We start from the raw sequence: 20,716 nt of genomic DNA on the forward strand, positions 1-20,716 counted from the left end.
GCCGACTCGCCGCTATTCTCTCGGCCCCTTTCGACGGGCCCGGATGCGCGCGTAGCTCAGCGGTAGAGCACTACCTTGACATGGTAGGGGTCACAGGTTCGATCCCTGTCGCGCGCACCAATCAACTTCGGCCCGACTACCCCACCTTGCTCGTCGCCAATCCCAGGCTCGATTTCCGCAGGTTTGAGATATGGTCGCGAAGCTTCGCCGCCTCCTCGAACTCCAGGTTCCGGGCGTGCTTCAACATCTCGGCTTCTAACTTCTTGATCCGACGCATGACCTGGTCGGGCGTGAGGCTCGAATAGTCGGGCGTCGCCTCGGCAATCTTGCGCGCAGGACCCCGATTGGGCTCGGATTGCGCAGCTTCCAGGATGTCCGCGACGGCCTTCTTGATGCCCCGAGGCGTGATGCCGTTCGCGGCGTTGAACTCGAGCTGCTTGGTGCGACGACGCGAGGTCTCTTCCAGCGCCTTCTGCATGGAGCCGGTGACCCGGTCGGCGTACAGGATGGCCTTGCCGTTCAGATGGCGGGCGGCGCGGCCGATGGTCTGAATCAGCGAGTTCTCCGAGCGCAGGAACCCCTCCTTGTCCGCATCGAGAATGGCGACGAGCGACACCTCGGGCATGTCGAGGCCTTCGCGCAGCAGGTTGATGCCGACCAGCACATCAAACTTGCCCAGGCGCAGATCGCGAATGATCTCCATGCGCTCGACGGTGTCGATGTCCGAGTGCAGATAGCGCACCTTCACGCCGTGCTCATCGAGATACTCGGTGAGATCCTCGGCCATGCGCTTGGTGAGCGTCGTGATCAGCGTGCGCTCATCTTTCTCCACCCGCAGCTTGATCTCAGAGAGCACGTCGTCCACCTGCGTGCGCACCGGGCGCACTTCCACCTCCGGATCGACGAGCCCCGTCGGGCGCACCAGCTGCTCGACGATTTCACCGCCGGAATGCTCGAGCTCATACCGCCCCGGCGTCGCCGAGACGAAGATGGCCTGAGGTGCCAGGCGCTCCCACTCCTCGAATCGTAGCGGTCGATTGTCGAGCGCCGAGGGCAAGCGGAAGCCGTATTCCACCAACGTTTCCTTGCGCGAGCGATCGCCCTTGAACATGGCGCCGAGCTGCGGAATGGTCTGGTGACTTTCGTCGATGACGAGCAGCGCATCCTGCGGCAGATAGTCGAACAGACACGGCGGCGGCTCGCCCGGCTCGCGACCTGACAGAAAGCGCGAGTAGTTTTCGATGCCGTTGCAGTAGCCGAGCTCGCGGATCATCTCGATATCAAAGCGCGTGCGCTGCTCCAGCCGCTGCGCTTCGAGCAACTTGCCCGCGTTCTTGAGCTCGATCAGTCGATCGTGCAGCTCATCGCGAATCTGATCCACCGCGAGCACCAGTCGATCGCGCGGCGTCACATAGTGCGTGCCCGGGAACACGGTGTAGCGCGGGATCTTGCGCTTGATCTCGCCGGTCAACGGATCGAACAGCATCAGCGAGTCGATCTCATCGTCGAAGAGCTCCACGCGCAGCGCCTCGCGCTCCGATTCGGCCGGGAAAATATCGATCACATCCCCGCGCACGCGATACGTGCCTTGCGTGAGATCGAGCTCGTTGCGCTTGTATTGCATGTCGGTCAAGCGACGCAGGATCGCGCGCTGATCGATGTGCTCGCCGCGGGAGAGATGCAACACCATCGACAAATAGGTTTCGGGCGCACCCAGGCCATAGATCGCCGACACCGTCGCGACGATGATCGCATCGCGCCGCTCCAGAATCGCCTTGGTCGCAGACAAGCGCATCTGTTCGATGTGCTCGTTGATCGAGGAGTCCTTCTCGATATACGTGTCCGAGGACGGCACATACGCCTCGGGCTGGTAGTAGTCGTAATACGAGACGAAATACTCCACCGCGTTATCGGGGAAGAATTCCTTGAACTCGCCATACAGCTGCGCTGCCAAGGTCTTGTTATGCGCGAGCACCAAGGTCGGACGCTGGATCTGCTGAATGACGTTCGCGACCGTGAAGGTCTTGCCCGAGCCCGTCACGCCGAGCAGCGTCTGGTGCGCAAGCCCCGCCTCGATGCCTTCGATCAACTTGGCGATGGCCGTGGGCTGATCGCCGGAGGGCTTGAAATCGCCCTTGAGCGCAAAGGGAGTTTGGGCCGGTTTGTCGGTCATGGTTTGCAGCGAGCGAGGTGCAACGGGCATAGCGGATGAGATACGTGGGGCTCGAAGGGTGCCTTTCCAATATGGGAGGCGGCCTTTCGTATAGAGCCGGGCGGCGAATCGCTCTACAATCGCACGAAAACGTCCCGACCTTTGTCAGGGATTTTCCGTTATTTCAGGTCACTCGGTGTCGCCGTGAGTCTACCAGTTTCAAAGCGCGTCCAACGTGTGAAGCCCTCCCCGACCGTGGCATTGACCGGGCGCGTCGCGCAGCTGAAGGCCGAGGGCAAGGACATCATCAGCCTGGGCGTCGGCGAGCCGGATTTCGATACACCCGTGCACATCGCGGACTCAGGCGTCGAGGCCATTCGCAAGGGCTTTACGCGTTACACGCCGGTTGAAGGCGTCGCGGAGCTGAAGGACGCGATCATCGCGAAATTCAAGCGCGAGAACGCGCTCGACTACAAGCGCAACCAGATTCTGGTCTCGACCGGCGCGAAACAGACCATCTTCAATCTGATCCTCGCGGTCGTCGATCCGGGCGATGAGGTCGTCGTGCCCGCACCGTACTGGGTGTCGTATCCGGACATGGTGCTGCTCGCCGATGGCATTCCCGTCATGCCCTACGCCGGTCCCGAGCAAGGCTACAAACTCACGGCGGCGCAATTAGAAGCCGCCATCACCCCGAAAACTCGCTTGTTCATTTTGAACAGCCCGAGCAACCCGACCGGCGCCGCCTACTCCGCCGCCGAATTACGTGCGCTTGGCGACGTGCTCGTCAAACATCCGCAGGTCATCATCTGCACCGATGACATGTATGAGCACATTTACTGGGGCAAAGAGCCCTTCGTCAGCCTCGCGCAGGTGTGCCCGGAGCTGTACGACCGTGTCGTGACGACGAATGGTGTGTCGAAGGCGTACGCGATGACGGGCTGGCGCATCGGCTACTGCGGTGGTCCGATCGAGATCGTCACCGCGATGTCCACGATTCAAAGTCAAAGCACCTCGAATCCCTCCTCGATCGCGCAGAAGGCCGCGATCACCGCGTTAAACGGCGATCAGGAGTGCGTGCGCGAGATGAACAAGTCGTTCAAGGCGCGCCATGATTTCACGGTCGCAGGCTTGAACAAGTTGCCCGGCGTGACGTGCCTCGAAGGCGCAGGCACCTTCTACGCGTTCGCGCACGTGGAAAAGGCGATGAAGATCGTCGGTGTGAAAGATGACAACGCGTTCGCCGAGCATCTGCTCGTGCACGGCGGCGTCGCCGTCGTTCCGGGCAGCGGATTCGGTGCGCCCAATCACATGCGCCTGTCGTTCGCGACCAGCATGAAGAACCTGGAAGAGTCGCTGAAGCGCATGGAAAAGACGCTGCGGGCTGCACAAGCCGCTTGATCTAGAGCGCGCTCTAGCCGGTACAAAGGGTCGCAACCCAACTGGAGGCGACCATGACGACTACTGCGACGAGCGTTACAGAGCGCAATCGGGCCATCGTCACCGGCATCATGGAGGCGCTGTCCCGCGGCGAGCGCCAGCCCTTCGCTGAGGCCATGGCGGAGGACTTCACCTGGCACATGGTGGGCACGACCGCGTGGTCAGGCACGTTCGCCGGCAAAACCGAGGTTCGGCAGCGATTGATCGCGCCGTTGTTCGCGCAGTTCGGCAGCCACTACACAAATACGCCGAAGCGGATCCTGGCCGATGGAGATTTCGTCGTGGTGGAGAGTCGCGGCAACGTGACGACCAAGACGGGCAAGCTCTACGCCAACACCTACTGCATGGTCATTCGCCTGCGCGAGGGCAAAATGGTTGAGCTGACCGAGTACCTCGATACCGAACTCGTGTCCTCGGCGCTCGAACCACCCGCCTGGGCGGCCACCGCATGAGTCAAAACGGCACCCGCTTTCACATCGGCCGGCTCGCTCGCGAGACCGGCCGCAGCGTGCACACGATTCGCTGGTACGAGGCGCAGGGCCTGATGCCCGGCGTGACGCGCGATCCCGGCGGCCGGCGCGTCTACACACATCCGCACATTGGCTGGCTGCTGTTCCTGGATCGCCTGCGTTACGCGGGGATGACAGTGCGCGAGATGCGTCGCTACGCGAGCCTCGCCGCCCAGGGCAAGAAGACCATCCGCCAACGCCTCGCACTGCTCGAGGCGCATCACGCGCGCACCGTGGCGCATATCGCGGAACTCGAGACCGCGTTGCGCTTCGTCGAGCGCAAGCAGGCCTACTATCAGAAGTGGCTGGCGGATGACCGGCGGCCCGGCGACTTCGAGGTCGGCGAGCGCCCCACCCCGCCTCGTGCGGCCCGTGCGACGGTCCCGTAAGCCTCTGTCAGCCGAAGATGACCCCGCGCAATGCACCGTTCGGTGCCGGGAAAGTTTGTCAACTCAAAAAGTTGCGACTCAAGTCGCTTCGATTCCTTGACACGGCCGCGGCGCATTACGCAAAATCCCGCGCCTTCGATTTGACCCACCTGTTCCCCGGTAGCTCAGTGGTAGAGCGACGGACTGTTAATCCGTTGGTCGCTGGTTCGAGTCCGGCCCGGGGAGCCACCTAATTCTTCAGCCAACACGGCACAAGCGCGGAGCGCACCACGCGGTCGCATGGCTAGAACCGATCCCGCGCTGTATCTGCCCTTGAGCGAACCCGTGCTGAATCGGGTACTGAACGAAGCGCATCCCCTCGCGGCCTCCCTCGCAGGCTTACGAGTGCCGCAACTCGCGGCGCTGATGCTCCTGCAGTCTCTGCCCACGATCGCACGACATGGCGCGGTGTTCGCCGAGCGAGTGCTGATGGAGGCCATCAAGGCCGCCCAGGCGAAAGTCGAGCGCGAGGGCTCGCAAGCCCTGGTCGATGAAGCGGCCGAGTCGTTGGATCGCGCGAAGCTTCGTGCCGGTTACCGCCTGCTGCCGGATCTCGGCATTTCGCTGTTGGACGATGAGCAAGTCGATCAGGATGCGTACCTCACGAGCGACGGCCAGTGGGACAGCGGCAGTCGCGATCGCTACAACGCACGCGATCGTGACCTCCGAGAACAGATCCTGCTGCCCACAGGCACAACGGCCTTCCTGACGCGCGAGCAGACCCGCATCTATCGAGAGATCCGAGCCCAGAGCGACGATCACCTCCACGTGCAAGGCTATGCCGGGACCGGCAAGTCTTATCTGATCAAGTCGCTGCTCGGCACACTGCGCCACGCGCGCGTGCTGGTGCTGGCGGAACGACAATCGCAATTGAAGGCATTGCTCGCGGATGTGAGTGGCCTGCCGAATGTGTATCCGCGACGCTTCGATACGCTGGCGCGGGAGATGATTCCGGCGGATCTGACCGATCCTACCCACCTTCGCCTGAGCCTGCCCTACTCGGCCTCCGCACCGATCGCCGATGAGCTGGTCATCCGCCATCTGGGCATCCATGCGAGCGACACGCTGCTGGAACGCGATCTCGTCGTCATCGTACGCAGCACAGTCGCAGGCTTCTGCTACAGCGGCGATGCGGACTTCGATGAAAGTCACATTCCGGCCCGCCACCTCTCGACGCTCGATGCCACGTCCCGACGCCTCGTGCTTCACCACGCAAGCGAGTTGTGGAAAGCGATCCTGCTACCGCCCTCGCGCGACTTCGAGCCGCCCGTTCGCGGCGAACATCGAATCAAATGGGCCGCGCTGCGTGGCTGGCGAATTCCGGCGCGCTACACGCACGTGCTCATCGATGAATGTCACGACTTGAAAAAGCCCATGCTGCAGATTCTCGATAACAGCCCGCAGGCCGTGATCAGCTTGGGCGATGAATATCAGAATCTGCAGGGCCGTCCGCAACGACGTACGCACGTCGTGAGGCAACGCGCTGTCACCGCGTCCGTGCGCTCCGGGCAATTGCTCGAAGACGTCGTGAATCCCATCATCTCCGCGCACCCGGGCGAAACGAAAGAGCCGTTCCTCGGCAACCCGCTCCATCGCACCGAGATTGTTTATTACGATCGGCCTCGCATTCCCGACCATCCGGCGGCGATCCTGGTGAACGACACCTGGGGCTTATTCGAGTGGGCGCAGCGCCTCGCCGCGGAGGGCCTGGATTTCGAGCTATTGAGCAGCCGACAACAGCTCACCATGTTTGTGAGTGACTGCATTGAGCTGCGTCGCAACGGCAGCCGCCCGCGGCATGGCGAGATCTTCCGCTTCGGATCGTGGCAAGCGCTCGCCGAGAGCAAACAACAGAACCCGGGCTTTCAGCGCATCGATCGGATGCTCGAAAAGGGTTACGACACCAAAGACTGGACCCGCACCGTCGATCGCTTCGCCGCGCAGGGCAAGTTCGCGCTGGGGTTGATCGGAGACGTCCGCAACCGCGAGTTTGCCGGCGTCATGCTGGTGCCTGAGGTGGTCGAGGGCGTCTGGGATCTACGAAGACCTGATTACGCCGCCGCGAGCGCCGCGCTCTATGTGGCGGTCACCCGCGCTCAGCACCGGCTCATCGTGCCGGAGCGGTTACGACACTGGCTGGAAGAAATATCCGCTCGACGCGGCACCTCGCGACCGCAGCTCCTGCTGGGACGCTGACGCGCGACCTATCGCGCATGCCTCGATGCGTGGAGCTGCCGATCGGCGGCCGTCAGACTGCCCTCCGTCTTGCCGCAATGGATGCAAACGCCATCCATGCCAAACACATGATCGGCAGCGCTCCAACAAACGTGGATATCATCCACCGGCGCACGCTCGGCCTGGTTCACCCGCTCGCGTACCATTCCACAGAACGAGCATATTTCAGTAAACGTGTCGTAACCCTCGAAGACGTGGCCGTTCAGCTCGCAATCGTCCTGGGGTGAGGGAGCGTCGGAGTTTTGACCGCTCATAGAACAGGATTTTAGGTCCGCAGCGAGGTGAGTATCAATTACCCTCGCCATCTGCCCAGCAACTGGCGTACGATTTCGACATGACGCTTTCGCGCTCGAATCCCCACCTCCGATCGCGCGCCGGCCGCAAGGCCGGGCTACGGTTGTCTGCGAAAACATCGTCTGCCGTCGAGGGTATTCGGGCACCCTTCGCCAAGGGCAAGGGCGCAAAGATTCCAAAGGACGTGAAGGCGTTCATCGCCTATTGGAAGCGGCGAGCCGCCGCGACCGGTCGATAACCCTAAGAAACAATCTCGTCAGCGGCTCGTAGTCCCGAGCCATTGCCGCGTGAATGGCAGAGATGTACACGCGCTTCCCTCGGCCGGCCAGTGGGCTGAAATCCAGAGGCGGCAGGCCTGCCTGCAATGCCATGAGCAACGCCAGGAGTCGCGCCAGGCGTCCATTTCCGTCACGGAACGGATGAACCAGGATCAGCTCGGCGTGTACCTCGGCCAGAGCTCGTGCAATGGCTGCCCTATCGGCGTCGTTGCACGGGGTATGTCGCCGCAATGGCCCGCGCTCAAATTCCCGCATGAGCCGAGGAATCATCGGAACATGCGCAAACTGAAAACCACCCTTGCCGATGTTGATGGACCGATATTTTCCAGCCCACGGATAGATGGGCCCCAACCAGAGACGGTGTAACTCACAAACGTCTTTCGCGGAAAAACGATGAGTTGGTCCGTACCGGTCTAATGCGGCTTCCTGGGCAATCGCCAATGCCTGAGATTCAGCCTCGGCGATATCGCGCGCACGCACAATTCCGAGCAGATTCCGCAGCACTCGTCGCCGCGACCCCGGCTCGAATTCCGTCTGAAGACCAGACGCTTCATAGCGAGATGCTGTCATCTGTGAGGTAGACCCGTATCGCGATCATACCAGCCCGTCGATCACGACGGCGCCTCCCCCTGCTCAGACCATGGAATGTTGGACATCGGCCTCTCCTTGTCCAATGAGCGGGCGGCCCCCTACACTCGATCTCAACCATGACGCTCACCGAACTGCGTTACATCGTCGCCCTGGGTCAGGAACAGCACTTCGGCCGTGCCGCCGAGCGCTGCAATGTGAGTCAGCCGACCCTGAGCATCGCCGTGAAGAAGCTCGAGGACGAGCTCGGCGTGAGTCTATTCGAGCGAGCCAAGCAAGGCGTGCTGGTCACGCCGCTCGGCGCACGCATCATCGCGATGGCAAGCGCCGTCCTCGAGCGAACCGCCGAGATCAAGGACGTGGCCGCCGGTGATACCAATCAATTGCAAGGACCGCTGGCGCTCGGCACGTTGCCGACCGTCGGTCCGTATCTGTTGCCGCAGTTCATTCCGCTGCTTCGAGAGATGGCGAGTGGCATGCCGCTGTTCGTCGAGGAAGCCGCTCAACAAACATTGGCCGCGAAACTGCGTAACGGCGATCTCGATGTCCTCTTGATCACCGCGCCCTTCAACGAGCCGGACATCGTCACGCAACCGCTGTTCGAGGAGCCGCTGACCGTGCTGCTGCCGGCACGGCATCGTTTGGCGAGTAAATCGAGCATCGATATCGCGGACCTCGACCCCGCCGAAGTGCTGCTGCTCGATGAAGGGCACAGCTTCCGCGAGCAGGTCCTGGCTGCGTATCCCCAGCTGCGCCCGGCGGACGCCGAGCCGAACCTGCGAGGGGCCATGCGAGGCAGCACCTTTGAAACATTGCGCCACATGGTGGCCTCGGGCCTGGGCGTCACGATCCTACCGCAGGCCGCCGCGCATGCCCCGCTCTACTCCCCCGATATATTGGTAACAAAGCCGCTGACCGAGCCCGCGCCCAAACGTACCCTGGTGCTCGCCTGGCGGGTGAGTTATCCCCGGCACAAAGCCATCGACGTGCTCCGAAGGGCAATTCAGGCCAGCAGCGCCGCGTATTGGAATTACAATACGCAGCGGGAGCCGGCGATGCCCGGCGTCATGATCGAGAACCGGGACTGGTAGACGGATGCAACCGTTGTCCAAAATCGTGGTGGTGGGAGGCGGCACATCGGGCTGGCTGGCCGCGGCCATGCTTCGCCATCACTTGAAACGTGAGCTGTGCGAGATCGAGCTGGTCGAGTCCGAGGACATCGGCACCATCGGCGTCGGCGAATCCACCGTGCCACCGTTCGTCGGCTTGATTCAGCGCCTCGGCATCGATGAGAAGGACTTCATCCGTGCGACGAACGCAACCTACAAGCTCGGCATTCAATTCGTCGGCTGGCACCGGCGCACCGACACCTACTTCCATCCCTTCGGCGTCATCGGCAAACCGATTGGCACCCAGGACTTCTATCAGTGCTGGCTCAAGGCACGATCCAAAGGCGAAGGCTCCTCGCTGCAGGATTTCTCTCCATGCAACGTCATGGCAGAAAACGGCCGATTCTTTCCACCTTCCAGCGCCCGCAATACGCCGATTGGCGGCGCGAACTATGCCCTGCATGTCGATGCGAACGAGGTCGCGCAGTACTTGCGGCGCTTCAGCGAAGAGCGCGGGGTGAAACGCATCGAGGGCCTGGTCACCCAGGTCCATCGCCGTGACGATGGCTTCATCGATCGCCTCGACCTTGCGGACGGCACGAGCGTTCGCGGCGATTTCTTCCTCGACTGTTCCGGCGCGCGGGGCCTCCTGATTAGCAAGGCGCTAGGCGTGGAAACGATCGACTGGTCGACCTACCTGCCCTGCGATCGCGCCATCGCCGTTCGCACGGAAAACAGCGGGCCGCTCGTTCCCTACACCCGCGCGACGGCGCAGAAATCCGGTTGGATGTGGCGCATTCCTCTGCAATCGCGCATCGGCCAGGGGTATGTCTATTCCAGTCACTTCTGCAGCGACAGCGACGCGCGATCGACCCTGCTGCGAAATCTGGACAGCGCATGCCTCGATGAGCCGCGCGTCATTCCCTTCTCGACCGGCCATCGACGTGAGCTGTGGAAACACAACTGCCTGTCGATCGGTCTTGCGGGCGGCTTCGTCGAGCCACTGGAAGCGACCGCCATTCACATGATGGCGCGCGGCATCGACTTCTTCCTGCGTTACTTCCCGAACCGCGACTGCGATCCGGCGCTCGCCCGCGAATACAACCGTCGCATGACGGCCGACTATGAAGAAGTCCGCGACTTCATCGTGCTCCATTACAGCGCGACGAATCGCGACGACTCCCCTTTCTGGCAGGCCTGCCAACGCCTGCCCTTGCCCGACTCTCTCAAGGAACGTATCGAACTCTTCAAAAGCCAAGGCGCGATGCGCGATGGCGTCGATGAGTTGTTTCGCGCATCGAGCTGGCAATCGGTGTTCGAAGGCATGGGCATCCGGCCCCGCAGCTACTCCTCCCGCGTCGACAACCTCGATTACACGCACATCGAGACAACCCTGCGCACCGCCAAGGCTGCGATCGCCGGCATGGTCGAACATCTGCCGACGCACGAGCAGTTTCTCGGCGGCCAGCTCGCCTGACCGGCGCTGCCATAGCGAGAATTTATCGATCCGCCGTTGAGCGCCGACGCCGCGCTCTTCTATAAACCCGCATCGCCACGGGCGCCGCCGACGGGCCCGCGCCACTCCAATAACGATGACGGGACGCTCATGTCGGTCGCCAAGCTCTCGATTGCCTTCTTTCTGCAGATGTTCGTGATCCTTGCGACCTGCCGCCTGGTGGGCTGGCTGGGGCGACGCTATCTGAAACAGCCGCAGGTGGTGGGCGAGATGATCGCCGGCGTCATCCTCGGCCCCTCCTTGTTCGGCTTGTTTCTGCCCGAGCTGCAGAAAGTCATTTTCCCGGTGGACACCAAGGGCGTGTTGTATGTCGGCGCGCAACTCGGCGTCGGGCTCTATATGTTTCTGGTCGGGCTCGGCTTCCGAAGCGATCACTTTCGACACAACATTCGCCGGGCCGCGGCCGTGTCGATCTCAGGAATGGCGGCGCCCTTCTTGATTGCCATCATCGGCACGCCCTGGCTCATGACGGTGCCGGGCCTCTTCTCTGAGACCGCCACGCGCTTCGATGCGACCTTGTTCATGGGCGCGGCCATTGCGATCACGGCCTTTCCGATGCTCGCTCGAATCATTCACGAGCGTGGCTTGAGCCACACCTCGCTCGGCACGCTGTCACTGTCCGCAGGCGCAATCGATGACGCTGCGGCCTGGTGCGTGCTGGCCGTGGTGCTCGCAAGTTTCGGCGCGGGCCCGAGCGTTGCGATCACCGCCATCGCCGGCGGCGTCGTCTTTGCGAGCTTCATGTTGCTCGCCATGCCCAAGCTACTCGCGCCGCTTGGTCGCATGGCCGAGCGCGAGCAGGCGCTCAATCAGCCGATGAGCCCGACGCTGCTGTCGATCGTGTTGATGCTCTTCATGTTGTCCGCGTATATCGCCGACGCTATCGGCCTGCATGCGGTGTTCGGGGGCTTCCTGCTGGGTACCGTCATGCCGCGCGGCGCGCTTGCCGACAATCTTCGCAAGCTGCTCGAACCGTTCACCGTGGTGCTGTTGTTGCCGATGTTCTTCACCTACTCGGGGCTCAACACGCAGCTCTCCATGGTGAACAATGTCGAGCTGCTGCTGATGGCGTCCGCGATTCTGGTCGCCTCCATCCTGGCGAAGTTCGGTGCGTGCTGGGCGGCGGCGCGTCTCACCGGTCAGGACAACAGCACGGCGCTCGGCATCGGCGCGCTGATGAACGCGCGTGGCTTGATGGAGCTCATCATCATCAACATCGGACTTCAGGCCGGCGTCATTGGACCGGCGCTGTTTTCCATCTTGGTGCTGATGGCCATCGTCACGACACTGATGGCCTCGCCCCTCTTCGAGTACGTCTACGGTCGCGACGCTCGCGCTCGGGGCGAGCTAGGCTCGCTGCAGAACCCGGCACACTGAGGAGGCCGGCCAGCTGCGAGCCCGCAGACCCGCGGCGGTCTGCGCCAACTCAATGGGCGATGGCACCTCGCTTCCCGCCGCGTACACGACCGTGCGGCGTGCGTGCAAGGCGCCATCGAAGATCGTGACAAAGTGCTCGTGCGCACCGACGCGCCAATCGGCAGGCAGCAACTCATCCACTTCGTTCGCAGGCACGAAGCGTCCATTCACCTGACCGATCCAACTGCGACGAACGTTGGCGCCGACGCCGATCACGCCCAGATCCAGGCGCTCGAACTCCTCGCTCAAACACGACAGCCAACGATCCACCTCGAAGCCGTGGGCCGCGAAGTCCTCGGGATGAGAGAACAGCAGAGACCAGCGCCCGCTCAGCCAGCGGCGCAGGCGCTCGGCGGGTGAAAAGGCGATCGCATGGATGACGTCCGCCCCGTGATCAGCATCGACTGACAGTTGCAGCATCGCTCCTCCCTCCGCTCTTTACGGTGAGTTCAGGATGCGCCGCGTCGCCATCTGAAGTCAGTCGGATCGAGGTTATGTAACGGTCACCGTCGTTGCCATAGTTCGTCAGAGTCGCCCCACATCCAAACCTGAATCGGCAACTAATCTGCAGTCATCCTAGAAAATATTGCAGAGGATGGCATGACGACGACGATTCCGCCCCGGTGGCGTGCGGGCTGGGCTGAGCGCTGGCGAAGCGGGCCGGGACTGCCGTCCTTGATCTTCGGCGTCCTGCTGCCCCTGGGTACGCTCGGCTTCGAGCTCGCCACCAGCCTGTGCGCCGAAGAATTGTTCGACCCGCTGCCGACGCTGCTCCATGCGGTGCTCGTGGCGCTCGTGCCCGCGTGCAATCTCTTTGTCTGGATGTCCTTCAGCCGCACTCATACACATCCCCGACTGCTCGCATTCGCGAACGGCCTCGCCATCGCGGTCGCGGCACTCTATAGCGTGTTGTTTCTTCCGTTGCTGCCGGTGGCGGCCGTCGCCATCGTGTACTTCGGCCTGGGCCTTTTGCCCTGGTCGCCGGTGCTCGCATTGATCGCGGCGCTGTGCTTACGCGCGCACCTGAAACGAGAAGCCACTGACGAGCAGCGCAAGTTTGCGACGTGGCCCGGCTTTCTCTGTGGCGCCCTGGCCCTGATCGCCGCGGATCTGCCCTACACGCTGACCACGGCCGGCATGAGTCTGGCCACCTCGGCATCGCCCAAGGAACAAGCGCGTGGGATTTGGTTGCTTCGCGCGGTGGGCAACGAAGATTCGATGCTGAGGTTTTGTTACTTCCGCACGGGCCGTGCGACCGACCTGCTCAGCGCGCTGCTGGGACGTCGCAACGTCATGCCCGAGCAGGCGCGTGTCGTGTACTACCGCGTCACGGGCGATGTGTTCAACGCCAAGCCTGAACCTAAGAATCTGCGCGAACGCCGCTGGATGAACTGGGACACCGAACAAGTCTCGCTCACCGTCGGCGGACGATTGGAAGGACTGTCGCTTGCGAGCTCACGCCTGGACGGATCCGTCGACGCCAAAGCGGCCCTCGCTTATCTCGAATGGACGCTCGTCTTGAAGAACGACACCAATGCCCAGAGCGAGGCGCGTGCTCGAGTGGCCCTGCCGCCCGGCGCCGTCGTCACTCGACTCACGCTGTGGGTGAATGGCGAGGAGCGCGAGGCCGCCTTCGCCGGGCGCGGGGAAGTGACCGCAGCCTATCAAAGCGTCGTCGCACGACGGCGCGATCCCGTGCTCGTCACGACCGCAGGCGCCGATCGCATCGCCGTTCAAATGTTTCCTGTGCCCCCATACGGTGAAATGAAAGCGCGCATCGGCATGACGGTCCCGCTGCAGCTCGATAGCTTGCAACAGGGCACGTTGCAGCTGCCCTATTTCCATGAGCGCAATTTCGAGCTGGCCGAATCCCTCAAACATTCCGTGTGGGTCGAAGCGAAGTCGCCGCTGAACGCTGGCTCCCGTCGTGCGACCCTGGCGCCCGAAGGCGCGTATGCCTTGCAGTTCAACCTGGCCGACAGCGAGCTGACGCAAACGAACGCCGTCATCACGGTACCGCGAGATCCTAGTAAGAATGCGTGGTCCTACGACTCACTGACGAAAGACCATGTCATTAAGCAGGCTCTCGAAGTCGTGCCCACTGTCGCGCCCGCTCGACTCACGGTCGTGATCGACTCATCCGCATCGATGGCGGCGTTCGCGCAGCCGCTCGCCGAAGCCCTGTCTCATCTGCCGCCGCAAGTCGAACTGTTTGTGATATTTGCGGACGACCTGGCCGACACCGCGATCGTACCGATGACCCCACAGGACGCCACTGCCTCAGTGCGCAGCCACGAATTCATCGGCGGTGAGGACAACACCGCGGCACTCGCTCAGGCGCTGGATCAGGTGCTCACCACGCAAAACAGTGCGCTGGTCTGGGTCCATGGTCCGCAGCCGGTGGTGCTGCAGACGACGGCGTCGATCGAGCAGCGGCTCGAGCGTCGCGGGCAGGTGCGCTGGTATGACGTGCAGGTCATGCCCGGCGCAAACCTCATCGCCGAACGACTGGATGGGCTCGCAAACATCCGCACCCTTCCGCTTGCAAGGCTCACCACGCTGTTCGCAAGCTGGCGCCCCGGCGGTACTGAAATCTTCGTGCATCGAAACTGGATTCCCAGCGCGCAGGCCGCAGGTCCCGCCTCGGAGCAAACATCGGAACATCTGGCCCGGCTGTGGGCCGATGACGAAGTCAAACGCCTGCTCTATGTCGACCGCGATCCACGAGGGTCGATCATTGAGTTCGCCCACGAGTATCAGCTCGTGACCCCGGTCACCGGCGCGGTCGTGCTCGAGACGCAGCAACAATATGAAGCCGCCGGATTGACGCCGGTCGCGGAAGGCACCGTGCCTAGCATTCCGGAACCGGAGGAATGGGCGTTGATGATCATCGCCGCCCTCGTTCTGCTCTATGCCTGGAAACGCCGGCCCGTGGCGAAGCGCCATGGCATCTAACAAACGCGCCTTGCTACTCGTGGCGCTCGCAGCGGCAGTCTGGCCGGTGTGGCGGTGGATGGGACTTCGATTCGCCGATGGCTCCGGTGACTTGTGGGAATTGCTGGCCGCGGTAACGGCCGCGGCGGTCCTGGTGCGAGATCGAGCAGTGATGTCGCCGAACCTGAGCTCGGCCAACCTCTCGTCGCGGAACAATCGCTCGGTCAGCCTTTGGTCACGGAACCTAAGCTCGGTCAGCCTCTGGTCGCGGAACAATCCCTCGGTCAGCCTCTGGTCGCGGAACCTAAGCTCGATCCGCCTCTGGTCGCGGAACCTAAGCTCGGTCAGCCTCTGGTCGCGGAACAATCCCTCGGTCAGCCTTTGGTCGCCGAACCCGAGCTCAGTCAGCCTCTGGATGCCGGCCCTGCTTCTCGTGACGTATGCGGCTTCATACCACCACCTCTCCGCGCTACCGCGTGCAATGCTCGCCATGGCGGCGCTCGGCACCGCCGTGAGCGCTTTGTGGTACGGCAAGCGATTCGATGTCGCCCTCTGCGGCCTGCTCTTGATTTGCCTGCCGGTGATGGCCTCGCTGAACTTCTACTTGGGCTATCCCCTGCGAGTCGCGGCGGGCACGCTCGCCGAAGCGCTGCTTCAAATGAACGGCATCGCCGCCATTCGTGAAGGCGCGCAACTCCAATGGAATGGCCAGATTGTCGCCATCGATGCGCCGTGCAGTGGCGTGAAGATGTTGTGGACCCGCGCGTACCTGAGTTTGTCGCTGGCCGCGATGATGAGATTGAGTGATCTGCGCGCTCTTGCGCTCCTCGCAAGCTCGGCAGCGGTGGTGATCCTTGCGAATGCGTTTCGTGCAGCCTCGCTCTTCTACGTCGAAGCGGGATTGATCCAGGCGCCCGACCAGTTCCACGACGCCATTGGTCTCGTGATGTTTGCTTTCGCGGCCACGACGGTCTTTGTCCTGGCGCGCAAACTCGCGGAGCCTGAACATGCCCACTAAGCGCATCGCTGCCTTTCTCGTGGCGTGCCTCGTAGCCGCGCTCACGCCGCTGGCCTCGCCGAAACCTGCGCCGGTCGTGACCGCGAACTTCCCCGGCTGGCCGACCACGTTCGAAGGCCGCCCGCTTCGCGCCCTCGAGCTCACGGACATCGAGGAGCGTTTCGTTCGTTCCTTTCCCGGCCGAATCGGCCGATTCAGCGACGGTCGACGAGAGATCGTCCTGCGCTGGATCGCGGCGCCAACCCGGAAGCTGCACGCCGCCTCGGATTGTTTCAAAGGCAGCGGCTATCACGTCACGCCGCTGCCACTACAAACAACGGACGGCAACGCTTGGGGCGCGTTCTCCGCCGAGCGCCACGATCAACGGCTGAATGTTCGCGAAGCGATCGTCGATGCGAGCGGTCGGCGGTGGACGGATGTGTCGGCCTGGTACTGGGCCGCGGTTCGCGATGAAACACGAGGCCCGTGGTGGGCAATCACCGTCGCGGCTGCCGGCTCGTCTCACGCCTCGGCGGCAAACGTGCCGCTGGCCGCCGCCGAGGAGTGACCGAGACAACTATTACTTAAGGCGATGTGAGCAAACTTCCGTTACGCAATGTCGGCGTTGACACCGCGCCGCCGCCGAGTATTATGCGCGCCCCGGCTCAACACCGGGTCTATCGGAGTCGGACATGCACGCATCGAACAATCTTGAAACGAACATGAACAACGCGCGTTGATCCGCAAGATGACTTGCGGAGCACGCCCGCTCCCCAAGTCAGGTGCGCAGCCTACAGCTCCGCTAAAACCCCTGGTTGGGATACCCGACCAGGGGTTTTTTATTGCCCCCTCTTTTTTTGAGGGCTCCTGGCCGCAATAAGGAATATTCAGTCATGCCAGTACACATTACGTTGAACCAGGCTCGGGTGCCGGTGAAGGTCTTCACCAGCGACATCGAGCACGACGCGATCCAGCAACTGCTCAACGTGGCGCAGCTGCCCATCGTTCACGGCCATGTCGCCGCGATGCCTGACGTCCATCATGGCATCGGCGCCACCGTGGGCAGCGTGATCCCGACCAAGCAGGCCATCATTCCTGCGGCGGTCGGCGTGGACATCGGCTGCGGCATGAATGCCGTTCGCCTGACGCTGCACGCCACCGATCTGCCGGACAACCTCGCGAAACTCCGCAGCGCCGTCGAAGCGCGCGTGCCGGTGGGCTTCAACCAGCACGCCTCGGACAAGGTGCGTGGCAGCTCGCATGCACGACAAGGCCGCGTGCTCGATGATCGACTCGACAAGATCGTCGGCAAGCATCCGGGCGTGATGAAGATGCAGCGTCAGTTCGCCCGGACCTGGGTGTGTCAGCTCGGCACGCTCGGCGGCGGCAATCATTTCATCGAGCTGTGTCTGGATGAGGAGCAGCGCGTGTGGGTGATGCTGCATTCCGGCTCGCGCGGTGTCGGTAACGTGTTCGGCCGCTACTTCATCGAGGCGGCTCGCAAGGACATGCGTCGCCATCAGGTGAATCTGCCGGATCGCGACCTCGCCTACTTCAGCGAGGGCTCCGATCTATTCGATGACTACGTCGAGGCGGTGGACTGGGCGCAGGACTACGCGCTCTTGAATCGCAGCATGATGATGAAGCTCGTGCTCGATGCACTCGTACCCCATCTGCCGGCGTTCAAGACCGATGGCGAGGCGATCAACTGCCACCACAACTACGTCGCCGTTGAACATCACTTCGGCGAGAAGCTGTTCATCACTCGCAAGGGTGCGATCAGCGCGCAAGACGGACAGCTCGGCATCATCCCGGGCAGCATGGGCGCGAAGTCATACATCGTGCGCGGCAAGGGCAATCCCGAGTCGTTCTGCTCCTGCTCGCATGGCGCGGGGCGTCGCATGAGTCGTACCGAAGCGAAGCGTCGCTTCAATCGGTTCGATCTTGCGAAACAGACCGAAGGCGTCGAATGTCGCAAGGACGGCGGCGTGGTCGATGAGATCCCGGCGGCTTACAAGGACATCGATGGGGTGATGGCCAACCAGTCGGACCTGGTGGCCATCGTGCACACGCTGAAGCAAGTGATGTGCATCAAGGGTTAGATACGACTAACCGTCCAACCCTTCCGCCTTTCTCGCGGATTGAACCGAGGGGCGGGCGCGAACGCGCTCATACAACGCCGTGACCTTGGGGAATTTGCTGATATCGACGCCCAATTTCTCACGCCAGCTCAAAATGACGTAGAGGTAGGCATCGGCGACCGAGAAGTTCTCTCCCGTCAGGAACGGTCGGTCGCCGAGCTTGTCCTCGATGAACGCGACGCGCCGGGCAATGTTGTCCTTGGCAATCTGCTTCATCGCCTCAGGTGCCGAGGGATTGAATAGCGTCGAGAAGTTCTTGTGCAGTTCGCTATTCAAGTATCCCAGCCATTCTTGCAGACGAAAACGCGCCAGGGTTCCCGCAGGAGGCGCCAGGTTCGCGCTCGGCTTCAGATCGGCGATGTACGGAAGCACGGCGGTGTTCTCGGTGAGGATTTCGCCATCATCGAGCTCGAGGGCGGGAACGTATCCCTTGGGATTCACCGCGTTGTAGTCCCGGCCGTCGGGCACTTTTCGGGTCTTACGATCCACCGCGACCGGCTCGAACTTTGCGCCGACCTCGATCAACGAAATGAGGGAAGCCAGCGAGCACGCACCCTGCAAATAATAGAGCTTCATGTCTGAACCTTTCGGCGAACGTCAGTTGCGAATGAACACTGACCGTGAGTCTATGGGCCACGATTCCCCGCGCCAAGGGGGTTAGGGGCTCTCGTGCTGGGACTCACGGCCCCTGCTGAGTCTCCCTACAATGATCGAGCCCCGCTTGGACCCGTCACTCACGTTTTGCTCGCGACCCACTCGTTGATGAGCTGTTCCAGTACCGCAAGCGGCAGCGTGCCCGACGCGAGCGCCACGTCATGGAACTCACGAATGTCGAAACGTGCGCCGAGCTTCTGGCGCGCCGCCTCGCGTAGTTTCAGCCACTGCGTCTGGCCGATCTTGTAACTCGTCGCTTGGCCCGGCCACACGCAATATCGCTCCACTTCGGTGATGATCGAGGACGGCTGCTCGCCCAGTGCCTGCACCATGTAGTCGACACCCTGCTCCCGCGTCCAGCGCTTGTGATGCAAGCCCGTGTCCACGACGAGGCGCGCCGCGCGAAACATATAAGACTTGATGTAGCCGACCTGACCGAACGGATCGCCCTCGTAGACCCCCATCTCATCGGCCAGCTGCTCGGCATACAAACCCCAGCCCTCGGTGTACACCGAGAACCACGACAAGCGCCGCACCGGATGCACGGCGGTCGATTCCTGCGCGAGCGCGATCTGATGATGATGACCGGGCGAGGCCTCGTGCGCCGTCAACGTCATCAATCCCCATTTCGGCGTCTCGGCGGTGTTACGCAGATTGATGTAGTACGCGCCCGGCCTCGAACCATCGAGCGTCGGCGGCTGATAGTAACCGCCCGTCGCCGCGGCCTCGATATCCGGCGGCACGCGCCGGATCTCCACTTTCGCCTTCGGCAAGCGGCCGAAATACTTCGGCAGGTCGCCTTGAATCTTGACCATGCCGGCGTTGAGATAATCCAGCAGCTCCTGTTTGCCCGCGTCGGTGTTCGGATAGATGAAACGCGGGTCGGTCGCAAGCGCCCGCAGCCGCTCGCCCACCGTGCCCTGAGTCATGCCCTGACTCTTCAAGATCCGATCGGCCCGCGCGCTCAGCCCCGCCATCTGTTCGAGGCCCAGCCGATGGATCTGCTCGGCATCGAGCGACGTGGTGGTCGAATAGCGCAGCGCGTACTCGTAGTACGCCTCGCCCTTCGGCAGCTTCCACACGCCCGCATCACTCGTCGCCTTCGAACGGATGCCCGCGATGCAATCGCGCTGTCGCTTCATCGCCGGCTGCACCTGCTGCTCGACGATCTTCGTCACCCTCGCGCCCCACTCGCCTGCGATGTTCTTCGCACGCGCGCGAGTGTCGATCGAGGTCACGAGTTTCGTATCGGCGGCCTTTTGCGCGAGCATGCCGTCGAACAGGGCGACCGTGCGATCGACGAGGAAGCTCGCCGGAATCACGCCCATTGCATACTCTGCTTTAAGGCGATCCGTCTCGTGATCGATTTCCTTCGCGAACGCGACCACGCGCGACACGTACGCCTCGGCATCCTCACGCGTCTCGATCGTGTGCTGGTTGTGGAGAAAATCCGGCATGCTTCGATACGTGCCGCCGAGCTGATGCACGCTGTAGGGCTCCGGCCAGCTGAACGTGCCGTAGTTGAAATCGTCGTACGCGCCGACGATCGCGCCGTACAGATAGTAGAACGCGTCGTAGTCCGCCTTTGACTGCGCCGATAACGCGCTTCGATCAATGGCTTTGAATCGCGCATAGGACGTGCGGATGATCTGATGCTCGCGCTCGATGCCCGCCGCCGAGCGATCCTGCAACTTGCTCTTCGCGCTTGCGTGCGCGCCCTTGTCCAAGCCGTACGTCGTACGCGCTTCCGGATTGGACATCACCGCTTCCTCATAGACGTAATCCATGAGTGCCTTGAGATCGGCTTCCGCCTTCTGATTCGCGGCAGTCTTTGCCGGTGCGCTCTGCGAGAACGCGACGGTGGGTAAATTAGCTACGGCCGCAGTGTATACAGCGGATCTCAAAAACGAACGCCGGTCGGTCAACGGAAACACTCCTTGCTGGTCGCAATCGACCACAAATAACACCGGCACGACGCCTATCGCAAGAAACATAGGCGGGTGGAGGCTCACAACCTCCACCCGC

At 62.4% G+C, this 20,716-nt stretch carries 16 protein-coding genes and 2 tRNA genes; 13 read left to right on the forward strand and 5 right to left on the reverse strand.

Features of this window, described 5'->3' with window-relative positions; translation table 11 throughout:
* Positions 1–45: 45 nt before the first annotated feature.
* Positions 46–120 (forward strand) — tRNA-Val (locus ACFPN2_RS28400).
* A 16-nt stretch (positions 121–136) separates the two neighbouring features.
* Here the strand turns inward: ACFPN2_RS28400 and uvrB are convergent.
* A complete protein-coding gene (gene uvrB, locus ACFPN2_RS28405) occupies positions 137–2,173 on the reverse strand; it encodes an excinuclease ABC subunit UvrB (protein ID WP_380603007.1) in 2,037 nt (678 codons plus the stop codon).
* A gap of 183 nt (positions 2,174–2,356) precedes the next feature.
* On the opposite strand from uvrB, the gene ACFPN2_RS28410 reads away from it, so the two are divergent.
* The 5 genes from ACFPN2_RS28410 (at position 2,357) to ACFPN2_RS28430 (ending at position 6,725) form a co-directional block, all read left to right on the forward strand.
* The gene (locus tag ACFPN2_RS28410; RefSeq protein WP_380603009.1) at positions 2,357–3,553 is read left to right on the forward strand and encodes a pyridoxal phosphate-dependent aminotransferase; all 1,197 of its coding nucleotides are present in this window, start codon (positions 2,357–2,359) and stop codon (positions 3,551–3,553) included.
* Positions 3,554–3,606: 53 nt separating this feature from the next.
* Positions 3,607–4,044, forward strand: a complete 438-nt coding sequence (locus tag ACFPN2_RS28415) for a nuclear transport factor 2 family protein (RefSeq protein WP_380603011.1) — start codon at positions 3,607–3,609, stop codon at positions 4,042–4,044.
* Positions 4,041–4,490, forward strand: coding sequence for a MerR family transcriptional regulator (locus tag ACFPN2_RS28420; RefSeq protein WP_380603013.1), 450 nt, complete (start codon positions 4,041–4,043; stop codon positions 4,488–4,490). Before ACFPN2_RS28415 ends, ACFPN2_RS28420 begins: the two co-directional genes overlap by 4 nt.
* A gap of 153 nt (positions 4,491–4,643) precedes the next feature.
* Positions 4,644–4,718, forward strand: a tRNA-Asn gene (locus ACFPN2_RS28425).
* A gap of 51 nt (positions 4,719–4,769) precedes the next feature.
* On the forward strand, positions 4,770–6,725 hold the full coding sequence (locus ACFPN2_RS28430; protein WP_380603015.1) for a hypothetical protein: 1,956 nt from the start codon (positions 4,770–4,772) through the stop codon (positions 6,723–6,725).
* A gap of 527 nt (positions 6,726–7,252) precedes the next feature.
* Here the strand turns inward: ACFPN2_RS28430 and ACFPN2_RS28435 are convergent.
* Positions 7,253–7,906, reverse strand: a complete 654-nt coding sequence (locus tag ACFPN2_RS28435) for a Fic/DOC family protein (RefSeq protein ID WP_380603017.1) — start codon at positions 7,904–7,906, stop codon at positions 7,253–7,255.
* Positions 7,907–8,043: 137 nt separating this feature from the next.
* On the opposite strand from ACFPN2_RS28435, the gene ACFPN2_RS28440 reads away from it, so the two are divergent.
* The 3 genes from ACFPN2_RS28440 (at position 8,044) to ACFPN2_RS28450 (ending at position 11,926) form a co-directional block, all read left to right on the forward strand.
* Positions 8,044–9,015, forward strand: coding sequence for a hydrogen peroxide-inducible genes activator (locus tag ACFPN2_RS28440; RefSeq protein WP_380603019.1), 972 nt, complete (start codon positions 8,044–8,046; stop codon positions 9,013–9,015).
* Positions 9,016–9,019: 4 nt separating this feature from the next.
* Positions 9,020–10,510: a tryptophan halogenase family protein gene (locus tag ACFPN2_RS28445; protein WP_380603021.1), complete on the forward strand. Its 1,491-nt coding sequence runs from the start codon at positions 9,020–9,022 to the stop codon at positions 10,508–10,510.
* 129 nt (positions 10,511–10,639) lie between these two features.
* A complete protein-coding gene (locus tag ACFPN2_RS28450; RefSeq protein WP_380603023.1) occupies positions 10,640–11,926 on the forward strand; it encodes a cation:proton antiporter in 1,287 nt (428 codons plus the stop codon).
* Here the strand turns inward: ACFPN2_RS28450 and ACFPN2_RS28455 are convergent.
* Positions 11,897–12,385 (reverse strand): hypothetical protein, encoded by a 489-nt coding sequence (locus tag ACFPN2_RS28455; protein ID WP_380603025.1) that lies wholly within the window; start codon positions 12,383–12,385, stop codon positions 11,897–11,899. The genes ACFPN2_RS28450 and ACFPN2_RS28455 overlap by 30 nt on opposite strands.
* Before the next feature lie 180 nt (positions 12,386–12,565).
* Here ACFPN2_RS28455 and ACFPN2_RS28460 point away from each other — a divergent pair, with 180 nt between their 5' ends.
* The 4 genes from ACFPN2_RS28460 (at position 12,566) to ACFPN2_RS28475 (ending at position 17,998) form a co-directional block, all read left to right on the forward strand.
* Positions 12,566–14,920: a VIT domain-containing protein gene (locus ACFPN2_RS28460; protein WP_380603027.1), complete on the forward strand. Its 2,355-nt coding sequence runs from the start codon at positions 12,566–12,568 to the stop codon at positions 14,918–14,920.
* 151 nt (positions 14,921–15,071) lie between these two features.
* Positions 15,072–15,917, forward strand: coding sequence for an archaeosortase/exosortase family protein (locus tag ACFPN2_RS28465; RefSeq protein WP_380603029.1), 846 nt, complete (start codon positions 15,072–15,074; stop codon positions 15,915–15,917).
* Entirely contained in the window at positions 15,907–16,464 is a 558-nt protein-coding gene (locus ACFPN2_RS28470) for a hypothetical protein (protein WP_380603031.1), read from the forward strand. The genes ACFPN2_RS28465 and ACFPN2_RS28470 overlap by 11 nt, the downstream gene beginning before the upstream one ends.
* Before the next feature lie 325 nt (positions 16,465–16,789).
* Positions 16,790–17,998 carry an RtcB family protein gene (locus ACFPN2_RS28475; RefSeq protein WP_380603033.1) on the forward strand — a complete coding sequence of 403 codons (1,209 nt, stop codon included), beginning with the start codon at positions 16,790–16,792 and terminating at the stop codon, positions 17,996–17,998.
* Positions 17,999–18,004: 6 nt separating this feature from the next.
* On the opposite strand, the gene gstA is transcribed toward ACFPN2_RS28475, so the two are convergent.
* Together gstA and ACFPN2_RS28485 are read right to left on the reverse strand one after the other, a co-directional pair.
* Positions 18,005–18,613 (reverse strand): glutathione transferase GstA, encoded by a 609-nt coding sequence (gene gstA, locus ACFPN2_RS28480; protein ID WP_380603035.1) that lies wholly within the window; start codon positions 18,611–18,613, stop codon positions 18,005–18,007.
* A gap of 158 nt (positions 18,614–18,771) precedes the next feature.
* Complete coding sequence (locus ACFPN2_RS28485; RefSeq protein ID WP_380603037.1) at positions 18,772–20,595, reverse strand: DUF885 domain-containing protein; 1,824 nt, start codon at positions 20,593–20,595, stop codon at positions 18,772–18,774.
* Positions 20,596–20,716 lie beyond the last annotated feature (121 nt).

This window comes from Steroidobacter flavus (assembly GCF_042651805.1).
GTDB lineage: Bacteria > Pseudomonadota > Gammaproteobacteria > Steroidobacterales > Steroidobacteraceae > Steroidobacter > Steroidobacter flavus.

Coding starts and splice junctions, on each gene's coding strand:
- ACFPN2_RS28460 (WP_380603027.1), top strand. CDS start 12,566: ATGACGACGACGATTCCGCCCCGGTGGCGTGCGGGCTGGGCTGAGCGC.
- ACFPN2_RS28420 (WP_380603013.1), top strand. CDS start 4,041: ATGAGTCAAAACGGCACCCGCTTTCACATCGGCCGGCTCGCTCGCGAG.
- ACFPN2_RS28465 (WP_380603029.1), top strand. CDS start 15,072: ATGTCGCCGAACCTGAGCTCGGCCAACCTCTCGTCGCGGAACAATCGC.
- uvrB (WP_380603007.1), bottom strand. CDS start 2,173: ATGACCGACAAACCGGCCCAAACTCCCTTTGCGCTCAAGGGCGATTTC.
- ACFPN2_RS28415 (WP_380603011.1), top strand. CDS start 3,607: ATGACGACTACTGCGACGAGCGTTACAGAGCGCAATCGGGCCATCGTC.
- ACFPN2_RS28440 (WP_380603019.1), top strand. CDS start 8,044: ATGACGCTCACCGAACTGCGTTACATCGTCGCCCTGGGTCAGGAACAG.
- ACFPN2_RS28435 (WP_380603017.1), bottom strand. CDS start 7,906: ATGACAGCATCTCGCTATGAAGCGTCTGGTCTTCAGACGGAATTCGAG.
- ACFPN2_RS28450 (WP_380603023.1), top strand. CDS start 10,640: ATGTCGGTCGCCAAGCTCTCGATTGCCTTCTTTCTGCAGATGTTCGTG.
- ACFPN2_RS28430 (WP_380603015.1), top strand. CDS start 4,770: ATGGCTAGAACCGATCCCGCGCTGTATCTGCCCTTGAGCGAACCCGTG.
- ACFPN2_RS28445 (WP_380603021.1), top strand. CDS start 9,020: ATGCAACCGTTGTCCAAAATCGTGGTGGTGGGAGGCGGCACATCGGGC.
- ACFPN2_RS28455 (WP_380603025.1), bottom strand. CDS start 12,385: ATGCTGCAACTGTCAGTCGATGCTGATCACGGGGCGGACGTCATCCAT.
- gstA (WP_380603035.1), bottom strand. CDS start 18,613: ATGAAGCTCTATTATTTGCAGGGTGCGTGCTCGCTGGCTTCCCTCATT.
- ACFPN2_RS28470 (WP_380603031.1), top strand. CDS start 15,907: ATGCCCACTAAGCGCATCGCTGCCTTTCTCGTGGCGTGCCTCGTAGCC.
- ACFPN2_RS28475 (WP_380603033.1), top strand. CDS start 16,790: ATGCCAGTACACATTACGTTGAACCAGGCTCGGGTGCCGGTGAAGGTC.